The sequence below is a fragment of the Weissella hellenica genome (assembly GCF_005405545.1).
In the GTDB taxonomy this organism is placed as follows: Bacteria; Bacillota; Bacilli; order Lactobacillales; family Lactobacillaceae; genus Weissella; species Weissella hellenica.
Window position 1 is genome coordinate 59,866 of the sequence record NZ_BJEG01000008.1, and the last position, 25,206, is coordinate 85,071.

Consider the following 25,206-nt stretch of genomic DNA (forward strand, 5'->3'; position numbering starts at 1 on the left):
TATTGTTTTACAGAAATTCTTATAATTGTATCATTAACTGCTGTAATTGATTTACATAATCAAATTTTTGATTGATGCTTGCTAATAACTCATCATCATGGGTATGCGCAACACCATCAAATAAAATTTCTTGATACAAATTGGTATATGGTACACCAGCCTCTTTTGCTTGTGTTAACTCTTCATTTAGATCATACGCAATTTTTCTAAAGGTCACGTTCGCTAAGCCTTGATCATCAATTTCTAAAATAGCATATTGTGCACGTCGGTCCTGATTTAAAATTGCGTGTTTAAAAAAAGGTTGTCCTATCGAACCAGGATTAATAATGAGTTGGTCCTGATTGCTATAGCGCAACATTTGATGATGTACATGTCCATAAATGGCAATGTCAATGTGTTTATCTAAAAACAATGCATCAAAATGATCTGTATCAGCTTCTGCTAATAAAGCCGGTCCAGAGTTTAAATCATTTAAGTTATGCGATAAATTAATTGATAAACCATTAACATTTCTAATCATATGAATTGGAAATGACTGCAAAAATTGCTCATTTTTTTGACTCATATATTTTGCCACGTATTGACCTAACATCCCAATATACACATCTGATGGATCATCTAGATGATTACCAACCGTATGGTCTTTAACATTTAAAAAACAATCATCCCAATTACCACGAATATATACCGATGTGTTTAATTGCTTAAGTTTATCAAACAACACGTTCGTTGCCGGCCCCGGCATTACCAAATCACCCAAAAACCAACAGTCACTAATTTCTTGATTTTTCATATCATCAGCAACAGCGTTTAAAGCTGTTAAATTACCATGAATATCTGACAAAATGGCAATCCTTTTTTTCATTATGGATCTATCCTCCTTACTTTTTTAAAGGTGTTTTTGCTGCCTGTTTCAAACCATCATTAACCGTTTGTGCATAAATAACATCACCTTCATGACGGCCAGCAAAATGAACGCCGTCCGTACCGGCAAAGACCTCTGGATGCTTCTGAGCCATCTTTTGCCAATCTGCAATCGTGATAAAATTATATTTTTGTGGTAACGTACGTTCAAATTTTGCTAATTTAGATGAATTCCAAGTTTCGTCAGCACGACCATCATATGGTGTCACCAAAATAAGGCGATGTCCTGGCTTTAAATCATGAATTAGTTTTTCTAATTGCTCATTAGTACCCGCCAATGCATTTGTACCAATGCTTAATACAACATTTTCACGCAACAAATGGTTCGCTTGTGCACGCATCATCACATCATAGCCTAACTGCATGGTACGTTCACCAGCTGCGTCAACCGTACTATCAGCAACATTTTTCTGTAAGTAATCTCGTGTACCAGCCGTCACGCTATCACCAATAATTGAAACACCCTTCGGAATTGTTGCCGCCTGCTTATGTTTATCTTTTGCTACTTGCTGTTGCTTAATATCGGCCAGAACAACTGTTTTGCTAGTTGTCATATTATCCCTGGCTTGATATAAACTACTAATCCATAGCTTTTGATCTAACTGCGTTAAACCAGGCGCAGTCTTTATAACAGCAATCGCAACAACTAATAGTGATAAACCACCTGCAGCTAACCCTACCTTAATCGGTTTTAATAATGCTGTATTTTTAATATCCCGTGGTTGTTTACCAGCCAAAAGTGGCTCAATAATATAGTATGATAAGGCTGAAAAAGGGACACCAATCATAATTGTCATGACCACTGCACTGATTACATTCATGCGTTGTGAAAATATAACAAATAATGGCCAATGATACAAATACATACTATAACTAATGTCGGCAATAAAGGTTGCCCATTTAGGTTCATCAATATCTGGTGTTAAGTGATGCAGCGTTCTTGCTTTCACAATTGCAAAAGCTGTCACTAGACTAGCCACTAAAATACCACCTAAGTATGTTTTTTGACTATCAAAATGCATAACAAATCCCAACATGGCTAAGAATACAACAGCCAAAACTAAACTAACGAGAGTTGGCATCAATCTAACCTGATTTAATGTTTGTTGAAAACGTTTAGGTACCGTTGCAATTCCCGTTAACGAAGCCGCTAATGCACCAATGAAGAATGGAAAACAGTGTGTCAAACTAGAGAAATAAACAGCCGAATAGTCAGTCAGATTAAAACTACGTAATCCCATCAATATCACGCTCATAGTAGCAAATACTAATGAGGTTAAAGCGATTGTTGACCGAAAAGAAACAATCATTTCTTTTTTATTACTACTAGAATTATGCATCCATTGCACAAATCCAGCAATAACTAACCCCCATAGGATGTAAAAGTGAACTTCAACTGCCAATGACCAAGTATGCACAAATAAATGTGGGATAAATTTGCTTTCGTAACTACCACCGTTTGCAATTTCAAAATAATTCGTGGTAAACCCCATTGCTGCCGCAATCTGCTTACCAATCCCCGTAACATAGTCCGGACTCACTAAATATGTAAATGGTAATACAACCACAATTGCTAATAGTAATGGTGGTACAATCCGATTAAATCGACGTTGGTAAAATTTAACTAACTTAAATTGATGTGTTTTTGCAAATTCATCAATCATTAAAGCAGTAATTAGAAACCCCGAAAAAGTAAAGAAAATATCAACACCAATAAAGCCCCCTGGATAACTATTTTGAAAAAAATGGTAAGTCAGCACCGACAACAAACCAGCAATTCTGATAAAACTAAACCATTTAATTCGCATCGATTAATTCTCCCTTCTTAAAGGTAACCCGATATTTATGTTTATCGATTGTTAGTACGCCCTTGCTATCTGGCAAATTATTTTTAAATGTGCCTTGATATTGCCAACTTTCATGAGAAATAAATTTTCCTTGCCCCTCAAACTTGCCATCAACAAAATGTCCGCGATATTGATCCTTATTTTTGAATTTAATCGTGCCCAAACCATTAAATTTTTCCTTAAAAACATCCCCATGGTATACAATCTTGCCACTATCTAATGTAAGTTGTGCTCGTGGTTGCTGTCGTTCTGGTAATAAGCTATAAATCGCTGCGATGATTAAAATGATTACAACTAAGCTCTGGAGTATATTTCTAATTTTCATACTCTAACTCCTCAAATCAATAATAGAATGAATTAATCTAATGTTACCATATCAACGCATCCTTGTACTTATTCTCAACATGGTCTTAATATTACTTAAACAATATACTAAAAGCCGCCGAATTCATTAAAAATTCAGCGGCCTTTAAATACTATTTTATTTTAATATTTCAATTTATTTATACTAATTAATTAGTACTCTTCCCACCACTTACGCTTAGTAGTCTTTCCAATTCCAGGATTGAAACTGTTAGTAGGGTCGTTCTTTTTGTAATGTTCAATCAAAGCTGGTGCTGCATCATACAAGTGACCAACGTTGTGCTCAGCGGGATAAATTGCACCACGCTTATCGAACAACTTTAGCATTTCTTGCTTTAACTCATGTGCATCAACACCTGGCTTTAGGATATAGTCTTGGTGCATAACGTGATCTAAGAAGTGACCATAATATAACTTGTATTCAATCTTATCGTCAATTTCCTTTGGTAGTGTTTCAAACCAATCATCATCATTACGACGTAGCGCCACATCAATTGGCAAGATATCAATCTCATCCTGGTGCAATTCTTGGTAACGAATTGGCACTGATGCTGTTACATAACGGTGCAATGAAGCCTTGTTAGCCTCATCAGCATTAGCCTCAAAGAATTCCCCTTCTTCTTCTTTAAAGAATTCATTCAAGTATGTGCGAGCTTCGGCAATACCTTCACCAGACATCTTTAATTGTAGATAGTGTTGGAAGCGGTTAGCATAGTCTTCCATACGCTTTGGTAATTGGTTAGGGAACAAGTGTCCTGCACGCTGCAAGAAACGGTCTGGGAAGTATGGCTTAAACGTTGGTACATGACCTAGCAAACGTTCTGCTGAAGCCTTTAAACCAAACATTGTTGGCAAAATATCAGTACCAACCTTGTCAATAACCATCAAAGAATCCTTACCGTAAATCTTAGCTAAGTCATAGGCATCTTTATGCATGTACTCACCTGAAACAGGTAGGTTCTTGAAGTTGGCTAGAATGTGACGACGCATCTTTTCCAAAACAGCTGGTGAATTTGTTCCAATGTAGAACACTTGTGATTCACCTTCTGATGGATAAGTATCCAAACGAACAGCAAAAGTTGCAACCTTACCAGCAGCACCTGAAGCTTCGTACAATCCCTTTGGATCAGCATTGTAACGTGTTGGCATGTCTGAATCGACAGCACGAACACGTTCTTCATAATCACGGTTATGACCAACACGTTCTTCTGAATTAGGAACATTGTTTAAGTCAAAACGGTGGTTTGCAAGATTATCCAAAATTTCTTCTGGTGTATTACCAAGATCAATTCCTAAATGGTTAACCAAGTGCAACTCATTATTTTCATCAATACGAGCGTACAAAGCCAATTCGGTATATGCTGGTCCACGTTGAATCAAAGCACCACCTGAATTGTTATTAATTCCACCAATAACTGAAGCACCAAGAGTTGATGATCCAATAACTGAGTGTGGCTCACGGCTCAATGGCTTCAAAGTCTTTTCTAGATTAGCCAAGGTTGTTCCTGGGAATGCAAGAATTTGCTTACCTTGATTGATCAATTGTAGATCTTTAATGCGACTTCCCTTAACAACGACGACATCACGATCATAACCTTCTGATGGTGTTGAACCTTCTGTCAAACTAGTATTTGAAGCTTGCATAAGAATGATAATATTATCACGGTGCAATACCTTCAATACTTGCCACATTTCCAAAAGAGTCCCTGGCATAACTACTGCTAGGGCTTCTCCTTGTCCTGAACGATATCCCTTACGATAACGCAATGATTTGGCAGCAGACGTCACGATGTGATGGCTACCAACAATTGCTGTTAAATCTTTAATTGTCGACATAAATTTAACCTACCTCCTAATGTACATTACCATTCTAATATACCACGTTTTTTCATAAAATGTTCATGTTTTTTCACCAATTTTCAATTGTACTATTTTTCACAATAGATCGTCAAGTTAAAACTATATTGTTAACAATAACCGCATATAATGGTTGTGAATGTTATCATTATTACCCATTTACAACATTAACTGGCTTTCCAGCTAAATAACTTTCGATATTATCAACAACAATATTTAACAAGCGCTCACGTGTTTCTTGTGGTGCCCATGCAATATGCGGTGTAAGATAACAGTTTTTTGCTGTCAGCAATGGATTGTCATTATTAATTGGTTCTTGAGATGCAACATCCAAAGCAGCATAAGCAATTTGACCATCATTTAAAGCTGCTGTTAGTTCTGCTTCGTTAATTAACTTACCACGAGCTGTATTAATCAAAACAGCTGTATTTTTCATCTTATGCAAAACATCCGTATTAATAAATTCAGACATTTCTACTGTATAAGGAATATGCAAGCTAATAAAATCTGATTGCGCATAAAGTGTCTCTAAGTCTACTTGTTTAATCGCCTCATCAAAAACATCTTTTGGTCGATGGTTATAAAAAATAACTTTCATATTAAACGCTAAAGCCATTTTCGCAACTGCTTGGGCAATTTTACCAAAACCAACCAAGCCCAGCGTCTTATCCTTTAATTCAATTAATGGTGAATCCCAGAATGAAAAACGACCTGCTTTTTGCCATGCGCCTTCATGAACCAAGTCATCATGTTGCTTAACACGACTCGTAACTGCTAGAATCAAAGCAAATGTAAATTGTGCAACGGCATCAGTTCCATAAGTTGGCACATTCATAACTGCAATGCCCTTCTCTTTGGCAGCGTCCACATCCACATTGTCATAACCTGTTGCGCTCTCAGCAATCACCTTCAAATCAGGTAATGCATCCATAATTTCTTTAGTCATCGGTACTTTATTAACTAAAGTAACCTCTGCGCCAGCTAAACGGTTAATAATTTCTTCTTGATCATCATATGGTGTTTTATCATAAACAACTACTTCACCTAAATGATCTAATACATGCCAATCAATATCACCTGGATTTAATGCTAATCCATCTAAAACAACAATTTTCATAATTAATCCCCCATAATTCTCTATTAATAATTCCTGTCAATTATAACATGTATGCGCTTAACTTATTATGTGATGCTTACTATTAATATAAAAAACAACAGTTCATTATTAAAAATGAACTGTTGTTTAACATTTATTTTATAAAAAGATACCATTTCCAACCAAAAAGCTAATTATTGACACTAACAAAATTAGTGTTAAACAAATTGCATGGAACATTTTATGATTAGCTAGTAATGCAATATATTCTCTAATAAAAGCATTAGGAATAAAGAAGCGACTGGTCTTTGCGCCTAATCCATCAATATTTAAACCAACTAGCCGTGCATAGCCAGCAGCACGAAATGTGTGGTAATCACTTGTTGCAAATAACCCTTTAGTCAAATCAACGTCTTGATCTGTCAATATTTTCTTAGAAAACATCATATTTTCATATGTCGTTTTTGATTGATTCTCAATTAAAATGCGATCGGGTCTAGCACCATGTGCTTTAGCATATGCGGCCATTGCTTCACCTTCAGGAAGTAATTCATCCCCACCTTGACCACCAGAAAAAATTAATCGAGGATATTTTTGTGTTTTATCAGCTTGCTTTTGTGCAAAATCCAAGGCGACTTGAATACGCGAAGCTAACAACGGTGACACGTCCTTACCATTTAACAATCCTGCTCCCAAAACGATGACATAATCTTTATTATATTTTGGTCTGAATAACCGTGTCATAATAAATGACGTGATAAACGCTAAAAACCAAAAACCCAAATAGAAAATAATTGGATTAACCAATGTAATATATAAACCAACCGTTTGATGACTTAAAAAACGATTATCAATCGTTTGCATAATTGGCAAAACAACAACAATTAATAAACCAATGACCAACGTCAACATATTCCCTAGCGTATGACTTTCCCGTCGCCACACTGTAAATGCATTCCAAAGCAATAAGATACCTAACAATGAGTAAATAATTGCGATTGGTATTAAAATAATCATTAGTATAATGTAAAACGTCGTTGATAGCCAAAAAACATTAAGGAATTCGATTGCAACTAACAAAGTCATCCCACCGAAGATAACTGAAAAATTAGCTAATACGCCATTTAATAAACGAAATTTATTTTGTTTAAGACTAACAACTAGTAGCCCAATACAAACGATGGTTAAAATAGCTAAAATATAAAGTGGCCAATAATTTGTATTATTTGTAGTAGACATACCTCTAAACACCTCTCCTTAAAAAGAATTAGAACCTACTCAAATTATACATAACCTTTTATCTAATAACCACATCATTAAAGTGCAATCTAGTAAAGTACCATGTTTATTTTAATGATATACTTAGTTGAACTTATTAAAAACATAGAAAGATCAAATATTATGAAAAAGAAAATTATAACAGTGGTTCTTGGTATCATTGCAATTATTTTAATTGTAACTGTATCAACCCATTTTCAAAATAGTGCAACCACAACGCAAAATAATATTAGTTCAAATAAATGGACTAAAGAAACCTTTGATGGCCTAAAAATTGGCGACTTTGACCAATCTGGTAAAGGCGGGACCACATATGAACAAATCATTGCGAAATATGGTCGTCCCAACAAAAAGAACAAAACAAAATCGGGTAATCACATATTAACTGTCGTCTCATGGAATAATGTTGCAGGTGATTACACCGGTGTAACCCTTACCTTCATGAGCCAAGAAAAAAGTACAGCGACTGCTCGTCTAACCTCTAAAACATTATTAGATGCAAAGACGATTAATCTTGCTAAAAAATGGACCATGAGCACCTATAATGCCGTGAACTTGGAAAATTCTAAAACTGATGAACATGATGGTGACACATTAGCTGACCTAACAAAAAAGTATGGTAAGCCAGCCGTATTGACCATAGCCAAGATTGGTGGTAAACCACAAACAAATGCTGTTTGGCATAATACCAACGGTGGTGCCAGCGGTAGTGTTTCAATTGATTTTTCAGAATATAATACTGCAGTAGACAAAAAACAAGATAAGTTACGTTAATAATCATTAAAAAATCGGTTTGCACATTAGGTTGATTGACCAACCATTTGTGAAAACCGATTTTTGATTACTTTAATTATTCAAAAAATTTACCATCAGCAATATCAGCTAAGGTATCTCGTGATGGGATAAAAAATAATTGGCCACTTAGAATAGTTGAAAATGTCAACAAAAAGTCTGACTGATCCAACATTTGTTGCAACATTGCTTTGGTTACTTCCCATTGCCGGGCATAACCAATAAAGTATGTGCCCGTAAAGTTCATAGCTGGATCTGAAAATGGCACATTCATCCGCACAATCTTTTGCTCCTCACCATCTATTTCAAGTTTTGAAGCAACATTATGGGCGTTAACCATCTTGTCATCATCGTCTAATTCCATATCATCATATTTATGACGGCCAACCGCTTTTTCTTGTGTTTCAACAGTTAATTTTTCCCAAAAAGCCATATCGTGCTGCCACTTTTGCGCGAAAGCATAAGAACCATTCGCAAAATCTGGGTCTTCAGCCCCAATAATTGCGTAATCAGCTGCATCTTCCAAAGCTGGTGCTTCGGTTCCATCAATAAAACCAATAATTGCGCGTCCTTCCAAGTAACGGAACCCTTTCGTTTCGTCAATTACTGTTGTTACAGGTGCGAGCAGTTTCATAAATTGTCGAACAATCTCATAAACAACGGCTTCTTCGTTAGCCCGAACATGCAAGAAAATATCACCCTCACTAGCCGGCATACTGTATTCAGTCCCCGTTAAGGTTTGATAAGTTTCTAACTCATGTGGTTTATTTGCATTTGGAAATAGATATTGCCATGCGTGATTACTAAACCCAATAGCTACTTGTAAGGCTGACTGTGGATTACGAATTCGCATTGATCGAATAATCGCTTGTGACATATCAGCAAATGTTGCAATCTGTTCCTGTTCATCATTCAAATCTTGCTGATTTAAGCGCAATACAATAAACGACACATTATTACCAGGATCTTTCCAAACATCTTGTGCTAATTTTGCATTAAGCATTTTTAATTGTTCCTCCCACAAAATACTATTCAATACACTTTAAGTATACTTCATCCACACAAGAAAAACCTGAAATTTTTTTAAACATTTAAAAATTTTTGTTATTTACGCTAAATAGTAACTACGAACCTGTGAAACATAGTCACCAGCCTGGGTTGGATCGTCGTAACGTCCAACATACATTAGCTCATCCCCTGTAAATCGTTCACCTGTCTCTTGATCAACATAGATACCATCAGGAATCAAGTGTGTCAACTTTGTAATGGTGAAAGGCTGTTGACCTGAAGCCAACATTCTAAAATGATAAACCAAAACATCACTGCCATCAGGGCTAACAAATTCCCATGCAGCCTCATTGCCCGTAAATGGGCTCTTTAGACGGTAAAAATCACCAAATTGAATCAAGTGACGATGTTCCTTGTAGAAAGCAACCTGTTCTTTTGCCAAATCTTTTTCTGCTTCTGTAAGCTCTTGAACATTTAATTCATAACCAAAAACACCTGAACTAGCAACGTCACCACGTGTTTTTAGTGACATATCACGTTGTGTCTGTGGATTAGGTACCGCTGCAACATGCGCTGTCATATTTGATACAGGGTATCCAAACGTTGTACCATATTGAATTTTAATTCTTTCAGCGGCATCAGTACTATCAGATGTCCATGTTTGTGGGAAATAGTACAACATACCAGCATCAAAACGACCACCACCACTTGAGCAACCTTCCATCAAAATTTCTGGATAACGTGTCGTCAAACGCTCAACCAAGCTATAAACACCTAAAATGTAGCGGTGTGCCACTTCACCTTGCTGTTCAGAAGGCAAAACGGCTGAATAAACTTCCGTCATATGACGATTCATATCCCATTTAATGTAATCAATTGGTACACGATCAAGAATTTTCGTCATTTGTTGATAAACATTTTCAACTACTTCTGGTCGTGAAAAGTCCAAAACATATTGATCTCTAGACAGCGACATTGGGCGATTAGGAATTTGCAAAGCATAATCTGGATGTTGACGATACAAATCTGAATTTTCCGAAATCATTTCCGGCTCAAACCAAAGTCCAAATTGCATGTTCTTAGCATGCACCTTTTCTGCTAGGCCACGTAGGCCACCACCATCTGCTAATTTACTCGTGTATTCATACCAATCACCCAATGAACGTTTATCATCATCTCGCTGACCAAACCAACCATCATCGAGTACAAACATTTCAATGCCCAACGGTGCTGCCTCATCTAAAATACCTTCAATTTTTTTAGCATTAAAATCAAAATAAGTGGCTTCCCAATTATTGATAACAATTGGTCGATCTTGATATTGGTATTGTCCACGAGCAACACGTTCTCGCAATAAATGATGATAAGCTTGTGACATACCATTTAACCCAGCGTCAGAATAAACCAAAATTGCTTCAGGTGATTGGAATTTATCGCTAGGTTGCAATTGCCAACTAAACCCATCCTCATTAATTCCTGTTACCAAACAGGTTTGATCAATATAATCTTTTTCAAATGTAAATTGATGATTACCAGAATAAACCAATTGAATACCATAAGCTTCACCACTCTGTTCAGTTGTACTTGTATCGGTTGCGATGACAAACGGATTCATATGATGTGAACTAGCGCCACGACGACTACCAAATTCTGTAATACCTTGGCGCAGTGTTTGTCGCTCAACTTGTCGTTCATGAAATTGTGATCCAGGAAACGAAATGACGTCCATGTCTTGTTTTGGCATATCCAATTGTAGTGATGCCACTTTTTCAATATTGAAAGTTTCTTCACTATCATTAATTACCTGTGTTGAACGTGTAATAACAGCTCTTTCGGCAAAAATCGTATAGTATAAAATAACGCGTGCCTGTAACGTCTTATCTTTTAACGTAATCGCTAAAGTTTGAGCTTCACCCTCGTCTTTAACATATGTTTGTGGTAACCCCTCTAACTCTGGCTTACCTGCCAAAATTTCATATGAATCATAGCGAAAATCTGTTGCTATCGCACCATTAGCAGCTTTGATAATAATGGCTGGACTTCTAAAATCACCTGTTTGATTACCTGCAAATTCTTGTGGCAGTACATCCTTTGAATACATCCGATCAACTTTTCCGGGGATACCTGCTAAATTTGGTGATAAACCACGCTCATAACGCGGGTATTTTCTTGATCCATGATATCCTGAAACTCGTCGTCCAAAATATAAATGAGTCAATATTTCACCTTCTGAAATACCCATAATATATGAAATCTTTTCATTTGCAAGGTGGAATATTTGTTGCGTTTGATCAAATATGATATCTGCTTTTGCCATGCTTTCCTCCAAAATATATCATTTTAATGTTATTATCACTCTACTACATTGTAACCGCTTACTTAAATAGTGTAAAAGATTTTTATTCTTTTCATTAACATATAAAAAGGCCACTAACTATCTAAACTAATTGTTTAGATAGTTAGCAGCCTTCAAAAAGTGCAATTTATAAAATAATGTTTAACGTACTTTAGCCGAACGTAACCGACTATTTGTTACAACTTCAATTTGGCGTAATGTTGCAGCATCTACGTGTAAACCACTAGCAATTTGGCCAAACGTCCATGTTGGATGGCGTTCACATAAATCATGAAAGTGTGCAATCAACTTATCATTAATTTGTGGTCGTCTATTTGTTCGTGTCCCCTCGACAATAACATTAGCAACATTAGATTTTTCAAAACTATAATGTAAACGACTTGGTCCCATTTCACCAGTTGCGAAATCCATTGTTCTTTTCCTCCCCATCAGTAGGCTAAAAATGTCAACAACAACTCCTATAAACATATATTAACATCTTTGTAAGTTAAAATAAAGCAAACTTTTATTATTAATTATATTTTTTTATTCGTTTTTTAACGGAACACAATGAAATAAAGTACATAAACACATTGATTATTCGTATATTAGTCAAAACAAAATTATAAATCAATACTATTTATCGAAAATGGTATAATATGAGCACAACATATTTAAGGAGTTAAAATGTCTACACGTCAAAAATATATTCGCAATTTTGCGATTGTCGCTCATATTGATCATGGTAAATCAACCTTAGCTGACCGTATTATGGAAATGACTAATACAATTTCTGAACGCGAAGCTCAAGATCAATTACTCGATGATTTGAGCGTTGAAAAAGCACATGGGGTCACGGTAAAATCACGTACTGTTCGTAATTATTATATTGATGAACATGGTGATGAATATCAATACAATTTAATTGATACCCCTGGTCACGTTGACTTTAATTATGAAGTTTCACGTAGTTTGTCAGCGACTGATGGTGTCCTACTTTTAGTTGACGCAACTAAAGGTGTCCAAGCACAAACTGTTGCCAATTATCGGTTAGCTAAAGAAGCCAACTTGGTGATTATTCCGATTATTAATAAAATTGATACTGCAGCTGCTGAAGTTGAAAACACCATCACACAATTAGGTGATTTAGATGAATCATTTACCCCTGATCGTATTTTGAAAATCTCAGCTAAAAGCGGTTTAAATGTTTCAGAAGTGCTAACGGCAATTCGTGATCAAATTCCAGCACCAACTGGTGACGAACAAGCTAATTTACAAGCATTAGTATTTGATTCAAAATTTGACCCTTATAAAGGTGTCATCGTTCAAGCACGATTAGTTGACGGTACACTAACAAGTAACGACCAAATCTTATTCATGGCAAACCAAGTTAAATCTGGTATTAAAGAAATGGGTGTTTTTGCCCCATTAATGACCCCAGTTAAAGAACTTAAGGCTGGTGACGTCGGTTTTATTGTTACTGGTATTAAAGATCCAGAGGCTGTTAAAGTTGGTGATACCATCACCCTTGCTAAGCATCCAGTAGCCGCAGCTCTACCTGGTTATCAAGATATTGAACCAATGGTCTATGCTGGTTTGTATCCTCGTGGTAGCGAATTTAAAGATTTAAAAGTCGGGATTGAAAAATTAGCATTGAATGATGCAGCTTTTCAATATGAACCTGAACAATCTGAGGCATTGGGAATGGGCTTCCGTGGTGGCTTTTTAGGTATTTTCCATCTACAAATCATTCGTGAACGTCTACAACAAGAATTTGGCTTAGACGTTTTAACAACTATGCCTAATTCTACATATCGTGTGACAGTTAAAAACCAAGATGAGCCCATTTACGTCGAAAATCCAACACAATTCCCCGATTACGGACAAATTATTGAAGTTCAAGAGCCTTACATGCTAGCTAAAATGACTATGCCAAATGAAATGTTGAATGATGTCATGCGCTTAGCCGAAAGTCGTCGTGGTGAATTAGTTGACTTAGAAACAATTGGTGCCATGTTACTAGTAACCTATCGCATGCCAATTTCTGAAATTGCTTATGATTTCTTTAATGAATTAAAGTCCGTTTCACATGGTTTTGCAACTCTTTCAACTACTTTTGATCAATATCAATTTTCTGATTTAGTACGTATCGATATTGCCATTGATTATGCCAAAATTGATGCGCTAACGTTTGTTACGCATCGCTTAAAAGCAACGCGTATGGGTATCGAATTAGTTGATAAACTAAAGAATTTTATTCCACGTAAGTTACAAGCAATGCCTGTCCAAGCAATTATTGAAGGTCGTGCAGTAGCTCGTGCTGATGTACCACCATTACGTAAGGCACAAGCATCCGGTACCAAGGTATCCAAAAAACAACAACAAATGCGTCGTCAAGGACTTAAAAAGAGTGACATTGAATTACCTCAGTCGGTATTTGATGCTATTTTAGAAATGAATAGTAACTAAATATACATAAAAACACGCTAGGAGAAATAAATATTTTTCCTAGCGTGTTTTTAATTTAATCCAAAAGACTTCTTTAGTTTTTTACTTTATTTTTCTAAATTAACCGTGCGACTAATAATGTAAACAATGATTGCTCCAATAATTAGTGCCGCAAATTCACCCAAAGCAGTCCAAGCATACGTTGCCCAGAATGGCACTTTAGCCATATAGTATAACTCGGCGGCAATAATCCACATCATTAACGAATCAACTACTGTGCTAATAGCCAACCGTGCAATAATACTTTTAACACGTTTAGCTAGGACATAAGAAATTGATAACATCAAAAAGGTTTGTAAAGTCCCAACAATCATATCAACAATGCCGTATGGAGACCAAATATTAGCAATAAAAACACCTAATGTAATTGCCAATATATAGCGCTTATTGAAAACTGCCAAATGATTAAATGCTTCGGAAAATCGTAATTGTATTGGCCCATATGATGCAAATGGCAAAGCAATCGTTGCAACAACATATAGAGCAGCAATTACGGCAGTAACTGCAACATTTCTAGCTGAACTAACTTGAGAATTTTTAGACTTCATATTTCTACTCCTAGTTTTTTGTAAGTGGGATGGTTACGAACCACTGGTATTAAAATTATCACTATCTATACGTAAAATCAACCTTGTTTAATCCACTTTCACCCATTTAGTAAACGACTTTATTTAACTCGTATATAAACTAATTCATCCATGTTATTCTGTCCCATAAGAATAGAATCTTCTGCCTTAGGTGTGATTCCTTCAAAAGTAGCATTAGCTGGCATAACAACGAACATCAGGATTTTTATAAATCGCATTGCTTGTTGCTTCTGATTTACCAGATAAGATTATATCTGCATTTAAATCACCGTAATCAGAAACAAACTTATCAGGTAGCCCCAATAAAGCAAGTGCTTCCTTATCAACAGTAGCTAATGATGCGACATCTTGTTGATTTTTAGTTTTATCCGTTTCTTTATTTTTTGAAATCTTTTTTGGTTTTGTCGATGACGCCTTATTATCCGTAGATCCAGATTTTTGTTTTGTTGGTGTTTTTGATTGCTTGGTTACTGCACGATTACTTGCATTATGATTCATGACCGCATAACTACCATAGCCAACACCACCTATTACAATAACTAATATTACCCATACCCAAATTTTTTGGTAAAAAGGCCGCTTATTCTTGCCCATAATTAAATCTCCCCTCATACTCGCAATAAATAAAAATCACTATATTTCTTATTCTACTCAGTTATTCGCCCATTTTTAATTATGCTAAACTACTCCTTTAATGATTATAAATCACTATAATATTAAAATTATCATCACCATCTCATAAAATCAATTAAATTTGAAAAAACATTAAAATTAGGATATTAATATTTTTTTATGTAAAAACAATTTTTTCAACTAAAAAAGCAACCAAATTCACAAAGAATTTAGTTGCTTCAGATTTCTGTTATTTAATTAACAATACAGTTTAATTTTACAATTGACCCCAAGCTTGTGATGCGATTGATGGGAACAAGTAAACCATACGCTCAAGTTCAGTAGCACCAAATTTAAATTCAATAGCTGGCAACAAAGCATTAATAACATCTTCAGCCTTATTTGAAACTTCAGTTGCACCAACCAATTTATGATCTTGATCAAAAATCAATGTGTTCTTACCAACAGTTTCTTTATCAACTTGACGATACCAATCACCAGACAAATCATTTTCAACTACTGTATACTTGTCTGGATTAGCCTGAGCTTCAGAAACTGTGATTCCTGCCTTTGCAACACGTGGTGATGTAAAGACAACTGATGGAATAACTGGATAGTCAATTGCATCAGTTGTTTCACCAGCAAAAGTATGCATCAAGTAAGTTGATTCAAAAATAGCAGTTGGTGTCAACTTTGGTTGTGTCTTATCGATCACATCACCAGAAGCATAGATATTTGATACTGATGTACGCAAATGATCATCAACTTCAATACCCTTTTCGTTGTACTTAACACCAACTTCTTCCAAACCTAAGTCAGCAACATTAGGATTACGACCAGTAGCGTCAAGTACCCAGTCAGTATCCACACTCAAATCAGCCCCACGAACAACTAAGCCGTTTGCACCACCAACAATTGCTTCTACTTCAACACCACGAACAAATTTAACACCCTTTGATTCTAATTCACTAATAATTAATTCAACATAAGGTTGGTGGTATGCACGCAATGCTTGGTCACCATGTGTGATAACAGTTACTTCAGAACCAGCTGCACTAGCCATCGTAGCAAATTCCATAGCGATGTAACCAGCACCAATAACCGTAACACGAGCTGGCATTTCGCTCAAATTCATAAATTCTTCTGAATCATGAGCCAAATCAGAACCAGGAATATCTAGACGATTTGATTGCAAACCAGTTGAAATCACAATGTTTTCAGCGGTCTTCTCTTCACCGTTTACCTTGATCGTGTGGTTATCTACTAACGTACCACGACCGAATAAAATATCAACATTAGATGAATCTAGCAAACCTTGAATAAAATCAGGCAAACCAGCAATAACCTCATGCTTGTGTTCCTGGTTAGCTGCCCAATTAATTGCAACATCTCCAGTAACAATTCCATGTACTTCTTCTAAATGACGCTTTAAAGCAACTGGTGAATCCAAAACGATTTTAGCGTTGCACCCACGATTAGGGCAAGTACCACCAATTAAGTCTTGTTCAACAACAGCTACTTTCTTTCCCTTAGCTGCTAATGGAATGGCACCATCAAAAGTACCATGACCACTACCGATATATAATACATCATAATCAAATGCTGTCATTTTTTGTTTTCCTCCCGTGGAATTGTACGAAAATTCTCAATTTGTTGGTATCTCTTGTATCAACAACTACATCTAGTATATAAGAAAAATACTAACAATGCATATATTTTAACTTAAATTTATTATTATCTACTTAAAAATAGCACGTTTTGCCATCATAATAAATTCAGCTACCTCTTCATCTGAAACGGTTAATTGGTTTTGGATACGTGATTGTAACAACCATTGCATCGGTTGAATTGTTTGCGCAACAATCAAGTCAATACTACCCGTCACTAATTTATTCTGTCGATATGCCTGTGTAATTATTGATAATAATTCACTATTTAATAATGACCCACTATTTTGTAATTCTGCTGGCAAAAATTGCGGATTAGCTAGCATTGCTGCTAAAAATTCAACCTCCCTAACATTATTTCTAAAACGGTCTGCATACTGCTGTAACACTTGTGCAAATTGTTCTTCAAGTGATAAGCCTTCATCTGGCATAATCATATCATTGATTAATAAATTCTGGACTTGTTGAAATAACTTTCCCAATAAATCAGCTTTATTATCATAATAAACATAAGCCGTTGCAACTGAAACGCCGGCACGTTTTGCCATCTTATTAATACTTAAATTAACAATACCTTGTTCTGCGACTAAATTTAAAGCAGCATTTGATAATGCTGTTATTTTGTTTTCATCTCGTTGTCTCATATCTTTATTTTAACTTGTTTTGTTCAAAAAAATAAGAGTAACCCTCAAATTCATATTTCATATTAGAAAAAGGGCAACACACCAAGTACACCCCAAATCCATTGACGACGATGTAACTTTGTGAGTAACCTACGACCATCATCTGATAAACTGTGCTTGCTTGATAACTGACGCAATGTTTTGATCAAGGAGAATATTTCAATGTCTTGATTTTGATTATTCATCTGATTGATTGTATTAGTGATAATTACTTTTTCCTGTTCGTTCATCATTGGATGCTTTTCTAAAAAATTTAATAACCTTTGTTTTTCATCATTTTTAAACATATTACCCCCTTTAACCCCACTCTATGCAATAAATATTACAGCTATAAAGTGTCATTGTGAAATAAAACAGCTCGTGGAAATCTGACTCTTTAGTCAGCTTCACGAGCTGGTTATTCATAAATTTATATTTTGTAAAATTACTTAGCGCTAGTTAGATAGTCAATAAAACGATTCAATCCTGCTTGACCGGCTTCATCAGACTTATAGACACCTGCGTCCTCAAGAACGCGAACAAACACCTTGCCAACTTCTTCATGAACGATTTCATGAACATTGGCTGGACTTGCCTGACGAGTATCCTTAATTGCTTGTGCCCAATCACGATGACTTTCAGCTACTTCTTCAAGTGGCGCACGATCGACTAGGAAATTTTCTACTTTTTCTAATTCGTTTAGTAGACGTGCTGGCAAAATTGCTAGTCCCATGACCTCAATCAAGCCAATATTTTCTTGCTTAATATGTTGCACATCAGCATGGGGATGGAAAATGCCCATTGGGTATTCTGAAGAAGTACCATTATCACGTAGTACTAAGTACAATTCATATTGTCCATCTTTAAATTGTGCAATCGGTGTTACCGTATGCTGGCGATCACCATTAGTACTCATGGCATAAATCATCAATGATTCGTCAGAATACTTTTCCCACGAACGACGCAAGAATTCTGCAGCAGCAACGACTTCTGCAGCATACTCTGAAGAAATCTTAAACGCCGTCATTGGCCAATTCAAAACAGAAACAGTCACATCTTCATACTCAGTTAATTGCACTGTTTGTTTAACATCCGCCTTCATCATTGGGAATTCATGACGTCCCCCCTGATAATGCTCTTGTGACAAAATTGAACCACCAACGATTGGTAAATCAGCATTTGAACCAACCATATACATTGGGTAACGTGTAACGATTTGCATTAAGCGTGTAAAAGTACGCTGACCCATTTCCATTGCTTGGCGTTTAAAATTGACGAAAATAGCATGTTCTTCAAAATATGCATATGGTGAATAATGCCAACCCCATGTTTCGCCACTAAAATCATCACGAATAAACCGATGCGTTAGTCTTGGTGCTGCCGTTACGCTTCCTAGATAGCCTTCATTCGTATAATCCAAAGCTGTCGGCGGATAGCTTGACTTTGGTGCACTAGCAGCTGCTTTAATTTCCGCCGTCGTTTTTTCAGGTTTCGATAAATTAATCGTAATTTCGATATCCCCATATTTTGAATTGTGGGTAAATGCAATATTACGGGCTATATCTTTAACTTTAACATTTTCAACAGACTCGCTAATAAAATAATAGTACTTAACTGCTTGTTCTGGATCAACAGCGTACAAACGTTCAAATTCTTCAGCCAGTACATCTGGTGTTGGTGTCACAATATTTAATAATTGCGTCCGATTAATATTTTTTTGCCAATCCATTTCAAATGAAATATCTTGAATAGCAACTAATTTATCAGTAAGGTCACTTAAATTGGTATCTGTATTACCAACCAAACCTTGTACTAAACTATCTGCACCAATCTGAGCTAACACTAAATTAGTGCGATACACTAATTCCTGGTTTGAATAAGCATGCATGTCCAAGCCCCATGCAACAAAATCTACAACTACTTGGCTTTGTTCTTCATTCAATGACTTCATATGCTATTCTGCCTCCTACAAGGCGTGGGTACCATCTACAATATCAGCAACCAAGAATGATGCTTGGTATCCAATTTTTTCATTATAGATTTTATCAACTGAGGCAACAAAGTTTTCTGATTCTGACTTTGCAACCAAGGCCAAAGCGCTACCACCAAAACCAGCACCGGTCATACGAGCCCCTAATACACCAGGTTGTGCCAAAGCAGCATCAACCAATGTATCTAATTCAATACCCGTCACTTCGTAATCGTCACGCAATGAATTGTGTGATGCCGTCAATAATTCACCAAAGCGAACCATATCGTGATCTGACAAAGCAGCCTTAGCCAGAACCGTTCGTTCATTTTCAGTAACAGCATGGCGTGCACGACGTTGATTTACTGGACTACTAATATGCGCAACATTATTCTCAAATTCTTCAGAAGTTAATTCACCTAATGCATTAATATCGACAACTTTTTGTAGTTCTTCTAAAGCTGTTTGCGTCTCGGCACGACGTTCATTGTACTTTGAATCGACTAACTCTCGCTTCTTGTTAGTCGTCATAATCACAAGGTCATAATCACCAAAATCAGCAGGTACCATTTCATATGCCATTGAATTTGTATCTAAGAAAATAGCTTGCTTTTCTTGACCAAAGGCAATGGCAAATTGATCCATAATCCCTGTTTGAAGACCTAAGTAATCATTTTCAACTGCTTGACCAAGCTTTACTAATGACAATGTATCCATACCATAGTCAAACAAATCGTTTAACATCACACCAATTAGTAACTCTAATGATGCTGATGAAGACAAACCAGAAGCAGTAGGCATATCACCAACAATTGCCAAATTAAAGCCACGAGGTACTTCATGTCCTAACTTTCCTAATTCACTAATAACACCACGAACATACTTAACCCAACTATCGTATGCACGTAACTCTAAATCATCCTTTGCAAAATTTACTACCCCAGCATCTTTAAAGTTAGCTGAGAATGCATGGATTTCATCATCATCACGTAAAGAAACAGCGGCATACGTTCCAACGCTAATGGCAGCTGGAAATACATGACCACCATTATAGTCAGTGTGCTCACCAATCAAATTAACACGGCCTGGTGAAAAGAAGAAATTTTCTGCTGGGTGTCCAAAACGACGTTGGAATGATTCACCTAATTCTTTTGTAAGTGTCATAATCTTAAACTCCTAAAATTTATTAATTAATTTTTATGTGCCTCTTCTTCATGTAAACGCTGTTCAAGCTCAATAACAATTTGAGCATGCTTCTTTTCAGTCAAAGTTACTTTAAACCAGTATATAATAACTGAAATAACAATCAAAACGATTGGAATGTAGAACATAAATAAGTTGAATGATTGCATACCAGAAGCTGTAATATCTTCAGGCTTAGCTGCACCAGTCATACCAGCGGCAACAGCAGCAATACCAACGATACCATTTGCAAAAGCTCCGGCTAACTTATCAATCAATGGACGTAGTGACAACGTAACCGATTCGTTACGGATACCTAATTTCCATTGTCCATACTCAACAGAGTCAGTAATTGTCATCAAGACAACCAAGAACAAAATGGGATATGGTGAGAAGAACAAGGTAATGGCTAGCAATACCAATGGCAAACTATTTGCTGAGAACAAGAATAATGCGTACCCAACTAACATGATAATTGCTCCAGATAGGAAAATGGTACGACGTGACAAAAACTTTGAAAGGGTTGGGAAAATTGCGACTGCAATAATTCCTTCAATGGCTGTAAAAACACCTACTAAGTAGAATTTATCGCCTGCCCCCATCACATACTTGAAATAGTACAATAACATTGAATTCGTTGACACGTATGCTAATGCAAATAAGAAGTATGACAAAGCTTGCCACATTAATTGATCATTTTTAGCAACGGCTGTAAAAATTTCTTTAATACCAGCCTTTTCCGTATTTCGGCGAACAATGTTGTCTTCTTCTTTAGTTCCCCAAACAGTTAACAAAGTACCCAAATAAGCAATAACAGCAATCACAACTGCAAACCAGAACCAACCCGTCTTTGTTTCAGCATGTGATCCTATAAAAGCTAATGAGAAAAATGTTACTAATGGAATGACGACAATTTGGACACCTTGTTGTCCCAAAGTTGAACCAAAACGAGCGATTGTTCCGAATTTCTCACGCTTACGACTATCCAATGACAAAGCTGGTAGCATTGACCAGAAAGCAACGTCTTTAAATGAATAAAAAGCATCCAACGTGATAAAAACAATTCCAAATAGCACAATATACAATACTGGATGACTAACGTTTAAACCACCAAAGTCTGTAAAAATCACAACCAACAAGATTGAACTAATCAAACCAGCAACTACCAACCATGGCTTAAATTTCCCCCAACGGGTACGTGTATTATCCACGATTCCACCAATAACAGGATCAAAAATAATTTCCACAATTCGTAGTGTAACAATCAATCCTGTTACCCAACCAATCATCTTATCGTTAAAGCCCGTATCTGACGTATTAAATAATTGACTTGTTACGAACATCATAAAGTAAGTACTTAATGTTGCGTAAAACGCATCATGACCAAAAGCTCCTGCCGCATAAGACAAGTACTGTTTTGTCTGTTTCATAAAAAAATTCCTCCAAAGCACATATATGTGCATTTCTTACATTAGTAATGATAAAGCGCTTTCAAGTTTAAATTTGTTCTATTTTAACCAAAAAAAGGATAAAACGAAACTAATTTCATTCTATTAACTAATATTTACATATATTATGTCTGCCATTTCCTAAAATTTAACGGGGTTACCCCTGTTTTTCTTTTGAAGACACGACTAAAATAAGCGGCATCTCGAAAGCCACTTTCATTGGCAACTGCCACAACACGCAAATGTTTTTGTGATACAAGTAGTTTTTTAGCCTGGTTAATTCTAATTTGTAATAAATATTCTTTTGGGCTTAAATTAATAATTTTTTGAAACAATCTATCTAAATACTGCGGTGTTACATTAACATGTTTAGCAACGGCCGTAATTGTTAAATGATCTGTAAAATTTTCTGAAATATAATCCATGGCAGGTTTTACATATCGTTTGAAATCAGGGTGATTAATATCGACATGGTACATCTCTTCATGGCCTAACGATAATAGTAAATAATACGATAAGGCCGATACCCATTCATTATCTACGGGTTGTTGGTCTAAGCTTTCTATGATTTTCTCAACTTGTTGGGTGAATTTTTCACCTCTTTCAGGCGCAATATAGACATATTCACGATTCATTATTTGTTGATTAAAATCTTCTGCAAATTTACCCTGAAATGTAACAAAAATAACTTCCCAACCTTCATTTTGGTTTACTGGTTCATATCGATGTGGGATACCCGGCGAAACTAAAACTCCTGCATTAGGTGGCAAAACTAAATGTTTGTTGCCTATCCAAAAGTTACCAGATCCGTGTTGCGTTTGTAACCAATGAAAATGCGGAAACCCTTGATATCTAATAATCTGATCTTGTTGCCATTCTGCTCCAATATGTTCAACAGTTACTGGAAACTCTTGGGCATCCAAATTGAAATACGCACGCATATTTTTCTCACTTTTTCTTTAATTTTTAACGTATTTATTCGCCATTATGGAACTTTAAAATACAATTATTAGCTACATATATACTATTCTATTCCTTTAAATATGGTTTGCCTAATATTTTTTTAGAAGATTGCTTTTTTAACAATTTACTTATAAAATGTAATTAAATAAATGAAGCACTCACAGGAGGTATTTTTATGACTAAAGTTGGTATTATTGGTGCAACAGGTATGGCTGGTTCAGCAACCTTCAAAGCTGCAATTGCTGCTGGTTTGGATGTTACAGCCATTGTCCGTAGCACAGACAAAGCTAAGGAAACACTTGGATCAGATATTGCAGTAATTGAAAAGGATGCGTTTGATCTAACAAAGGCTGACTTAGAACAGTTCGACGTTGTCGTAAACGCTTTTGCAACAGCACCACAATAAGCATATCTTCACACTGATTTAGCAGCTCATCTAGTTGCTGAATTACGCGAAACTGATGCACCACGTATTATCTTTATCTTAGGAGCTGGTAGTACGTTTGCCGGTACCGGTGATGACCGTCACTATGCCTATGATGATATTAAAGCAGATCCTGCTAATGCTTCATGGCAAGCTATCCCAGAAAATCAATTGTATGAATTTAACTTCCTTAAAGATGTTAAGAACGTCAACTGGGTTGGTATGTCACCTGGCCAACTATTTGTTCCTGGTGAACTTGCTGATAACATTCTTTATGGTGAAGATGATATGTTATTCGACAAAGATGGTAACTCACAGACCATTAGTGACACCATGGCAAAAGCAATTGTGGATGAAATCGTAACACCTAGTCACAAGCAATCACGCTTCATTGTGACAAACGGTTAATAATTAACTTAAAAAATAACCTCCGTAAATAATATACGGAGGTTATTTTTAGTTAATGGCTAATCATTAATAATCCAACACCGATCAAAACAAAAATTACTAAGAAAATTAAATTAACAAGCATTAACTTAAGTGGAAATGCTAATGACTGGTGATCTGTCTGTTGTTGATATTGTCGCCAAGCTAATAAATTTGCTAATGAGGCAATTATTGTCCCTAATCCCCCAATAGAAACACCTAAATATACGGCATACATATGACCAGTAAAAGCACTCAACAATACTGCCGCCGGCACATTACTAATTACCTGACTTAGTCCAACACCTGAAGCAAAAGCACCTAGTTCAGTCGTTGTTAACTTTTTAAATAAAGATACAATCATGGGCACCCGACTTAGCCCGCCAACAATTAAAAATAATTCAACAAATAAAATAATAATACCATAATCAACCGTTACAAAATTTTTATAATTAATAATAATCGTTAATATAATACTAGTAATTAATGATACGAAAATTGGTAACAAATGTAGTAAACCAGCTAATACAATGACGCTACCAATTAACAATAAAATTGTTTGCTTAACACGAATATCAGGTACCGTTAAAGTTAAATTTTCCAATGGCGTTGATTTAAATAAATAACCACTCAGTAATAGAAAAGTTAAACTAAGCGCCCCTAATGGTAATGCCATTTTAAAAAATGTGCCTGCCCCTAAATGATAATAATTTGCCAGAAAAATATTTTGTGGATTACCAAAAGGCGTTACCGAACTACCAAGATTTGCAAATATTGTTAGCAAAATAATCGGTAATACTGGTTTAATATTTATTTTTTGAGCAATGACAATAAATATTGGAATAAACGTTAGAATAGCAACATCATTCGTTAACAACATTGCACCGAAAAAAACTAGTAAAAAGACCGTTAATTGCACTTGTCTCGTTGTTTGACATTTTTTTATGATGATTACGGCAATATATTTTAATAGCCCTTCCTTTTCAAATAAGCCTATCAAAATCATCAACGACAATAATGCGCCAATTGTTTGAAAATCTATATCTTGAATCTCAACTGACCCAAAAATTAACATGAGTACCAATAAAAATGATGTAATCCATAAAGTACGATCATTTATAATTTTAGAAATAAATACTGGCATTTTACATTTCTGCTCCTATGTCAATAAATGGCACATATTTTTCTAAACACTCGTTCTAATTCTGTCGGAATTAAACCAACTGATGTAATTTGAGGTTCGGATTACCAAGTCCTC

At 35.8% G+C, this 25,206-nt stretch carries 21 protein-coding genes, 1 pseudogene and 1 riboswitch; of the genes and pseudogenes, 3 read left to right on the forward strand and 19 right to left on the reverse strand.

Annotated features, from left to right (window positions below; translation table 11 throughout):
• Positions 1-19: 19 nt before the first annotated feature.
• The 6 genes from FFM61_RS05540 to FFM61_RS05565 all read right to left on the reverse strand — a co-directional run bounded on the left by FFM61_RS05540 (position 20) and on the right by FFM61_RS05565 (position 7,326).
• On the reverse strand, positions 20-865 hold the full coding sequence (locus tag FFM61_RS05540; protein ID WP_074427638.1) for a metallophosphoesterase family protein: 846 nt from the start codon (positions 863-865) through the stop codon (positions 20-22).
• Between the two features lie 16 nt (positions 866-881).
• Entirely contained in the window at positions 882-2,732 is a 1,851-nt protein-coding gene (locus FFM61_RS05545) for an acyltransferase family protein (protein WP_074427639.1), read from the reverse strand.
• Positions 2,722-3,096, reverse strand: a complete 375-nt coding sequence (locus FFM61_RS05550) for an MORN repeat-containing protein (RefSeq protein ID WP_074427640.1) — start codon at positions 3,094-3,096, stop codon at positions 2,722-2,724. The genes FFM61_RS05545 and FFM61_RS05550 overlap by 11 nt, the downstream gene beginning before the upstream one ends.
• Before the next feature lie 191 nt (positions 3,097-3,287).
• The gene (gene dld / locus FFM61_RS05555) at positions 3,288-4,970 is read right to left on the reverse strand and encodes a D-lactate dehydrogenase (protein ID WP_074427641.1); all 1,683 of its coding nucleotides are present in this window, start codon (positions 4,968-4,970) and stop codon (positions 3,288-3,290) included.
• Positions 4,971-5,142: 172 nt separating this feature from the next.
• A complete protein-coding gene (locus FFM61_RS05560) occupies positions 5,143-6,108 on the reverse strand; it encodes a D-2-hydroxyacid dehydrogenase (protein ID WP_074427642.1) in 966 nt (321 codons plus the stop codon).
• A gap of 138 nt (positions 6,109-6,246) precedes the next feature.
• Positions 6,247-7,326 carry a YdcF family protein gene (locus FFM61_RS05565; RefSeq protein WP_074427643.1) on the reverse strand — a complete coding sequence of 360 codons (1,080 nt, stop codon included), beginning with the start codon at positions 7,324-7,326 and terminating at the stop codon, positions 6,247-6,249.
• 162 nt (positions 7,327-7,488) lie between these two features.
• On the opposite strand from FFM61_RS05565, the gene FFM61_RS05570 reads away from it, so the two are divergent.
• Complete coding sequence (locus tag FFM61_RS05570) at positions 7,489-8,139, forward strand: DUF3862 domain-containing protein (protein ID WP_074427644.1); 651 nt, start codon at positions 7,489-7,491, stop codon at positions 8,137-8,139.
• Between the two features lie 76 nt (positions 8,140-8,215).
• Here the strand turns inward: FFM61_RS05570 and FFM61_RS05575 are convergent, their stop codons facing one another.
• From FFM61_RS05575 to FFM61_RS05585, 3 genes are all read right to left on the reverse strand, one after another.
• The gene (locus tag FFM61_RS05575; RefSeq protein ID WP_074427645.1) at positions 8,216-9,160 is read right to left on the reverse strand and encodes a Dyp-type peroxidase; all 945 of its coding nucleotides are present in this window, start codon (positions 9,158-9,160) and stop codon (positions 8,216-8,218) included.
• Positions 9,161-9,265: 105 nt separating this feature from the next.
• Complete coding sequence (locus tag FFM61_RS05580) at positions 9,266-11,482, reverse strand: alpha-galactosidase (RefSeq protein ID WP_074427646.1); 2,217 nt, start codon at positions 11,480-11,482, stop codon at positions 9,266-9,268.
• Positions 11,483-11,662: 180 nt separating this feature from the next.
• The gene (locus tag FFM61_RS05585; RefSeq protein ID WP_074427647.1) at positions 11,663-11,932 is read right to left on the reverse strand and encodes a hypothetical protein; all 270 of its coding nucleotides are present in this window, start codon (positions 11,930-11,932) and stop codon (positions 11,663-11,665) included.
• A gap of 255 nt (positions 11,933-12,187) precedes the next feature.
• Here FFM61_RS05585 and lepA point away from each other — a divergent pair, with 255 nt between their 5' ends.
• Positions 12,188-13,969: a translation elongation factor 4 gene (lepA, locus tag FFM61_RS05590; RefSeq protein ID WP_074427648.1), complete on the forward strand. Its 1,782-nt coding sequence runs from the start codon at positions 12,188-12,190 to the stop codon at positions 13,967-13,969.
• Between the two features lie 86 nt (positions 13,970-14,055).
• On the opposite strand, the gene FFM61_RS05595 is transcribed toward lepA, so the two are convergent.
• The 9 genes from FFM61_RS05595 to FFM61_RS05635 all read right to left on the reverse strand — a co-directional run bounded on the left by FFM61_RS05595 (position 14,056) and on the right by FFM61_RS05635 (position 23,076).
• Positions 14,056-14,556, reverse strand: coding sequence for a QueT transporter family protein (locus FFM61_RS05595; protein ID WP_074427649.1), 501 nt, complete (start codon positions 14,554-14,556; stop codon positions 14,056-14,058).
• A 4-nt stretch (positions 14,557-14,560) separates the two neighbouring features.
• Positions 14,561-14,606, reverse strand: a riboswitch (PreQ1 riboswitch).
• A gap of 163 nt (positions 14,607-14,769) precedes the next feature.
• On the reverse strand, positions 14,770-15,189 hold the full coding sequence (locus FFM61_RS05600; RefSeq protein WP_074427650.1) for a hypothetical protein: 420 nt from the start codon (positions 15,187-15,189) through the stop codon (positions 14,770-14,772).
• Between the two features lie 295 nt (positions 15,190-15,484).
• Entirely contained in the window at positions 15,485-16,816 is a 1,332-nt protein-coding gene (locus FFM61_RS05605; protein ID WP_074427651.1) for a dihydrolipoyl dehydrogenase family protein, read from the reverse strand.
• 129 nt (positions 16,817-16,945) lie between these two features.
• On the reverse strand, positions 16,946-17,518 hold the full coding sequence (locus FFM61_RS05610) for a TetR/AcrR family transcriptional regulator (protein ID WP_074427652.1): 573 nt from the start codon (positions 17,516-17,518) through the stop codon (positions 16,946-16,948).
• Positions 17,519-17,580: 62 nt separating this feature from the next.
• The gene (locus tag FFM61_RS05615; RefSeq protein WP_074427653.1) at positions 17,581-17,844 is read right to left on the reverse strand and encodes a hypothetical protein; all 264 of its coding nucleotides are present in this window, start codon (positions 17,842-17,844) and stop codon (positions 17,581-17,583) included.
• Between the two features lie 137 nt (positions 17,845-17,981).
• Complete coding sequence (locus FFM61_RS05620) at positions 17,982-19,487, reverse strand: UDP-glucose--hexose-1-phosphate uridylyltransferase (protein WP_074427654.1); 1,506 nt, start codon at positions 19,485-19,487, stop codon at positions 17,982-17,984.
• 15 nt (positions 19,488-19,502) lie between these two features.
• Positions 19,503-20,669, reverse strand: coding sequence for a galactokinase (locus tag FFM61_RS05625; protein WP_074427655.1), 1,167 nt, complete (start codon positions 20,667-20,669; stop codon positions 19,503-19,505).
• 26 nt (positions 20,670-20,695) lie between these two features.
• Entirely contained in the window at positions 20,696-22,117 is a 1,422-nt protein-coding gene (locus FFM61_RS05630) for a glycoside-pentoside-hexuronide (GPH):cation symporter (protein WP_074427656.1), read from the reverse strand.
• Between the two features lie 143 nt (positions 22,118-22,260).
• The gene (locus FFM61_RS05635) at positions 22,261-23,076 is read right to left on the reverse strand and encodes an AraC family transcriptional regulator (RefSeq protein ID WP_074427657.1); all 816 of its coding nucleotides are present in this window, start codon (positions 23,074-23,076) and stop codon (positions 22,261-22,263) included.
• Positions 23,077-23,273: 197 nt separating this feature from the next.
• Here FFM61_RS05635 and FFM61_RS05640 point away from each other — a divergent pair.
• A pseudogene (locus FFM61_RS05640) lies at positions 23,274-23,930 on the forward strand (NAD(P)H-binding protein).
• Positions 23,931-23,982: 52 nt separating this feature from the next.
• Here the strand turns inward: FFM61_RS05640 and FFM61_RS05645 are convergent.
• Positions 23,983-25,092: an SLC13 family permease gene (locus FFM61_RS05645; RefSeq protein ID WP_074427658.1), complete on the reverse strand. Its 1,110-nt coding sequence runs from the start codon at positions 25,090-25,092 to the stop codon at positions 23,983-23,985.
• Positions 25,093-25,206 lie beyond the last annotated feature (114 nt).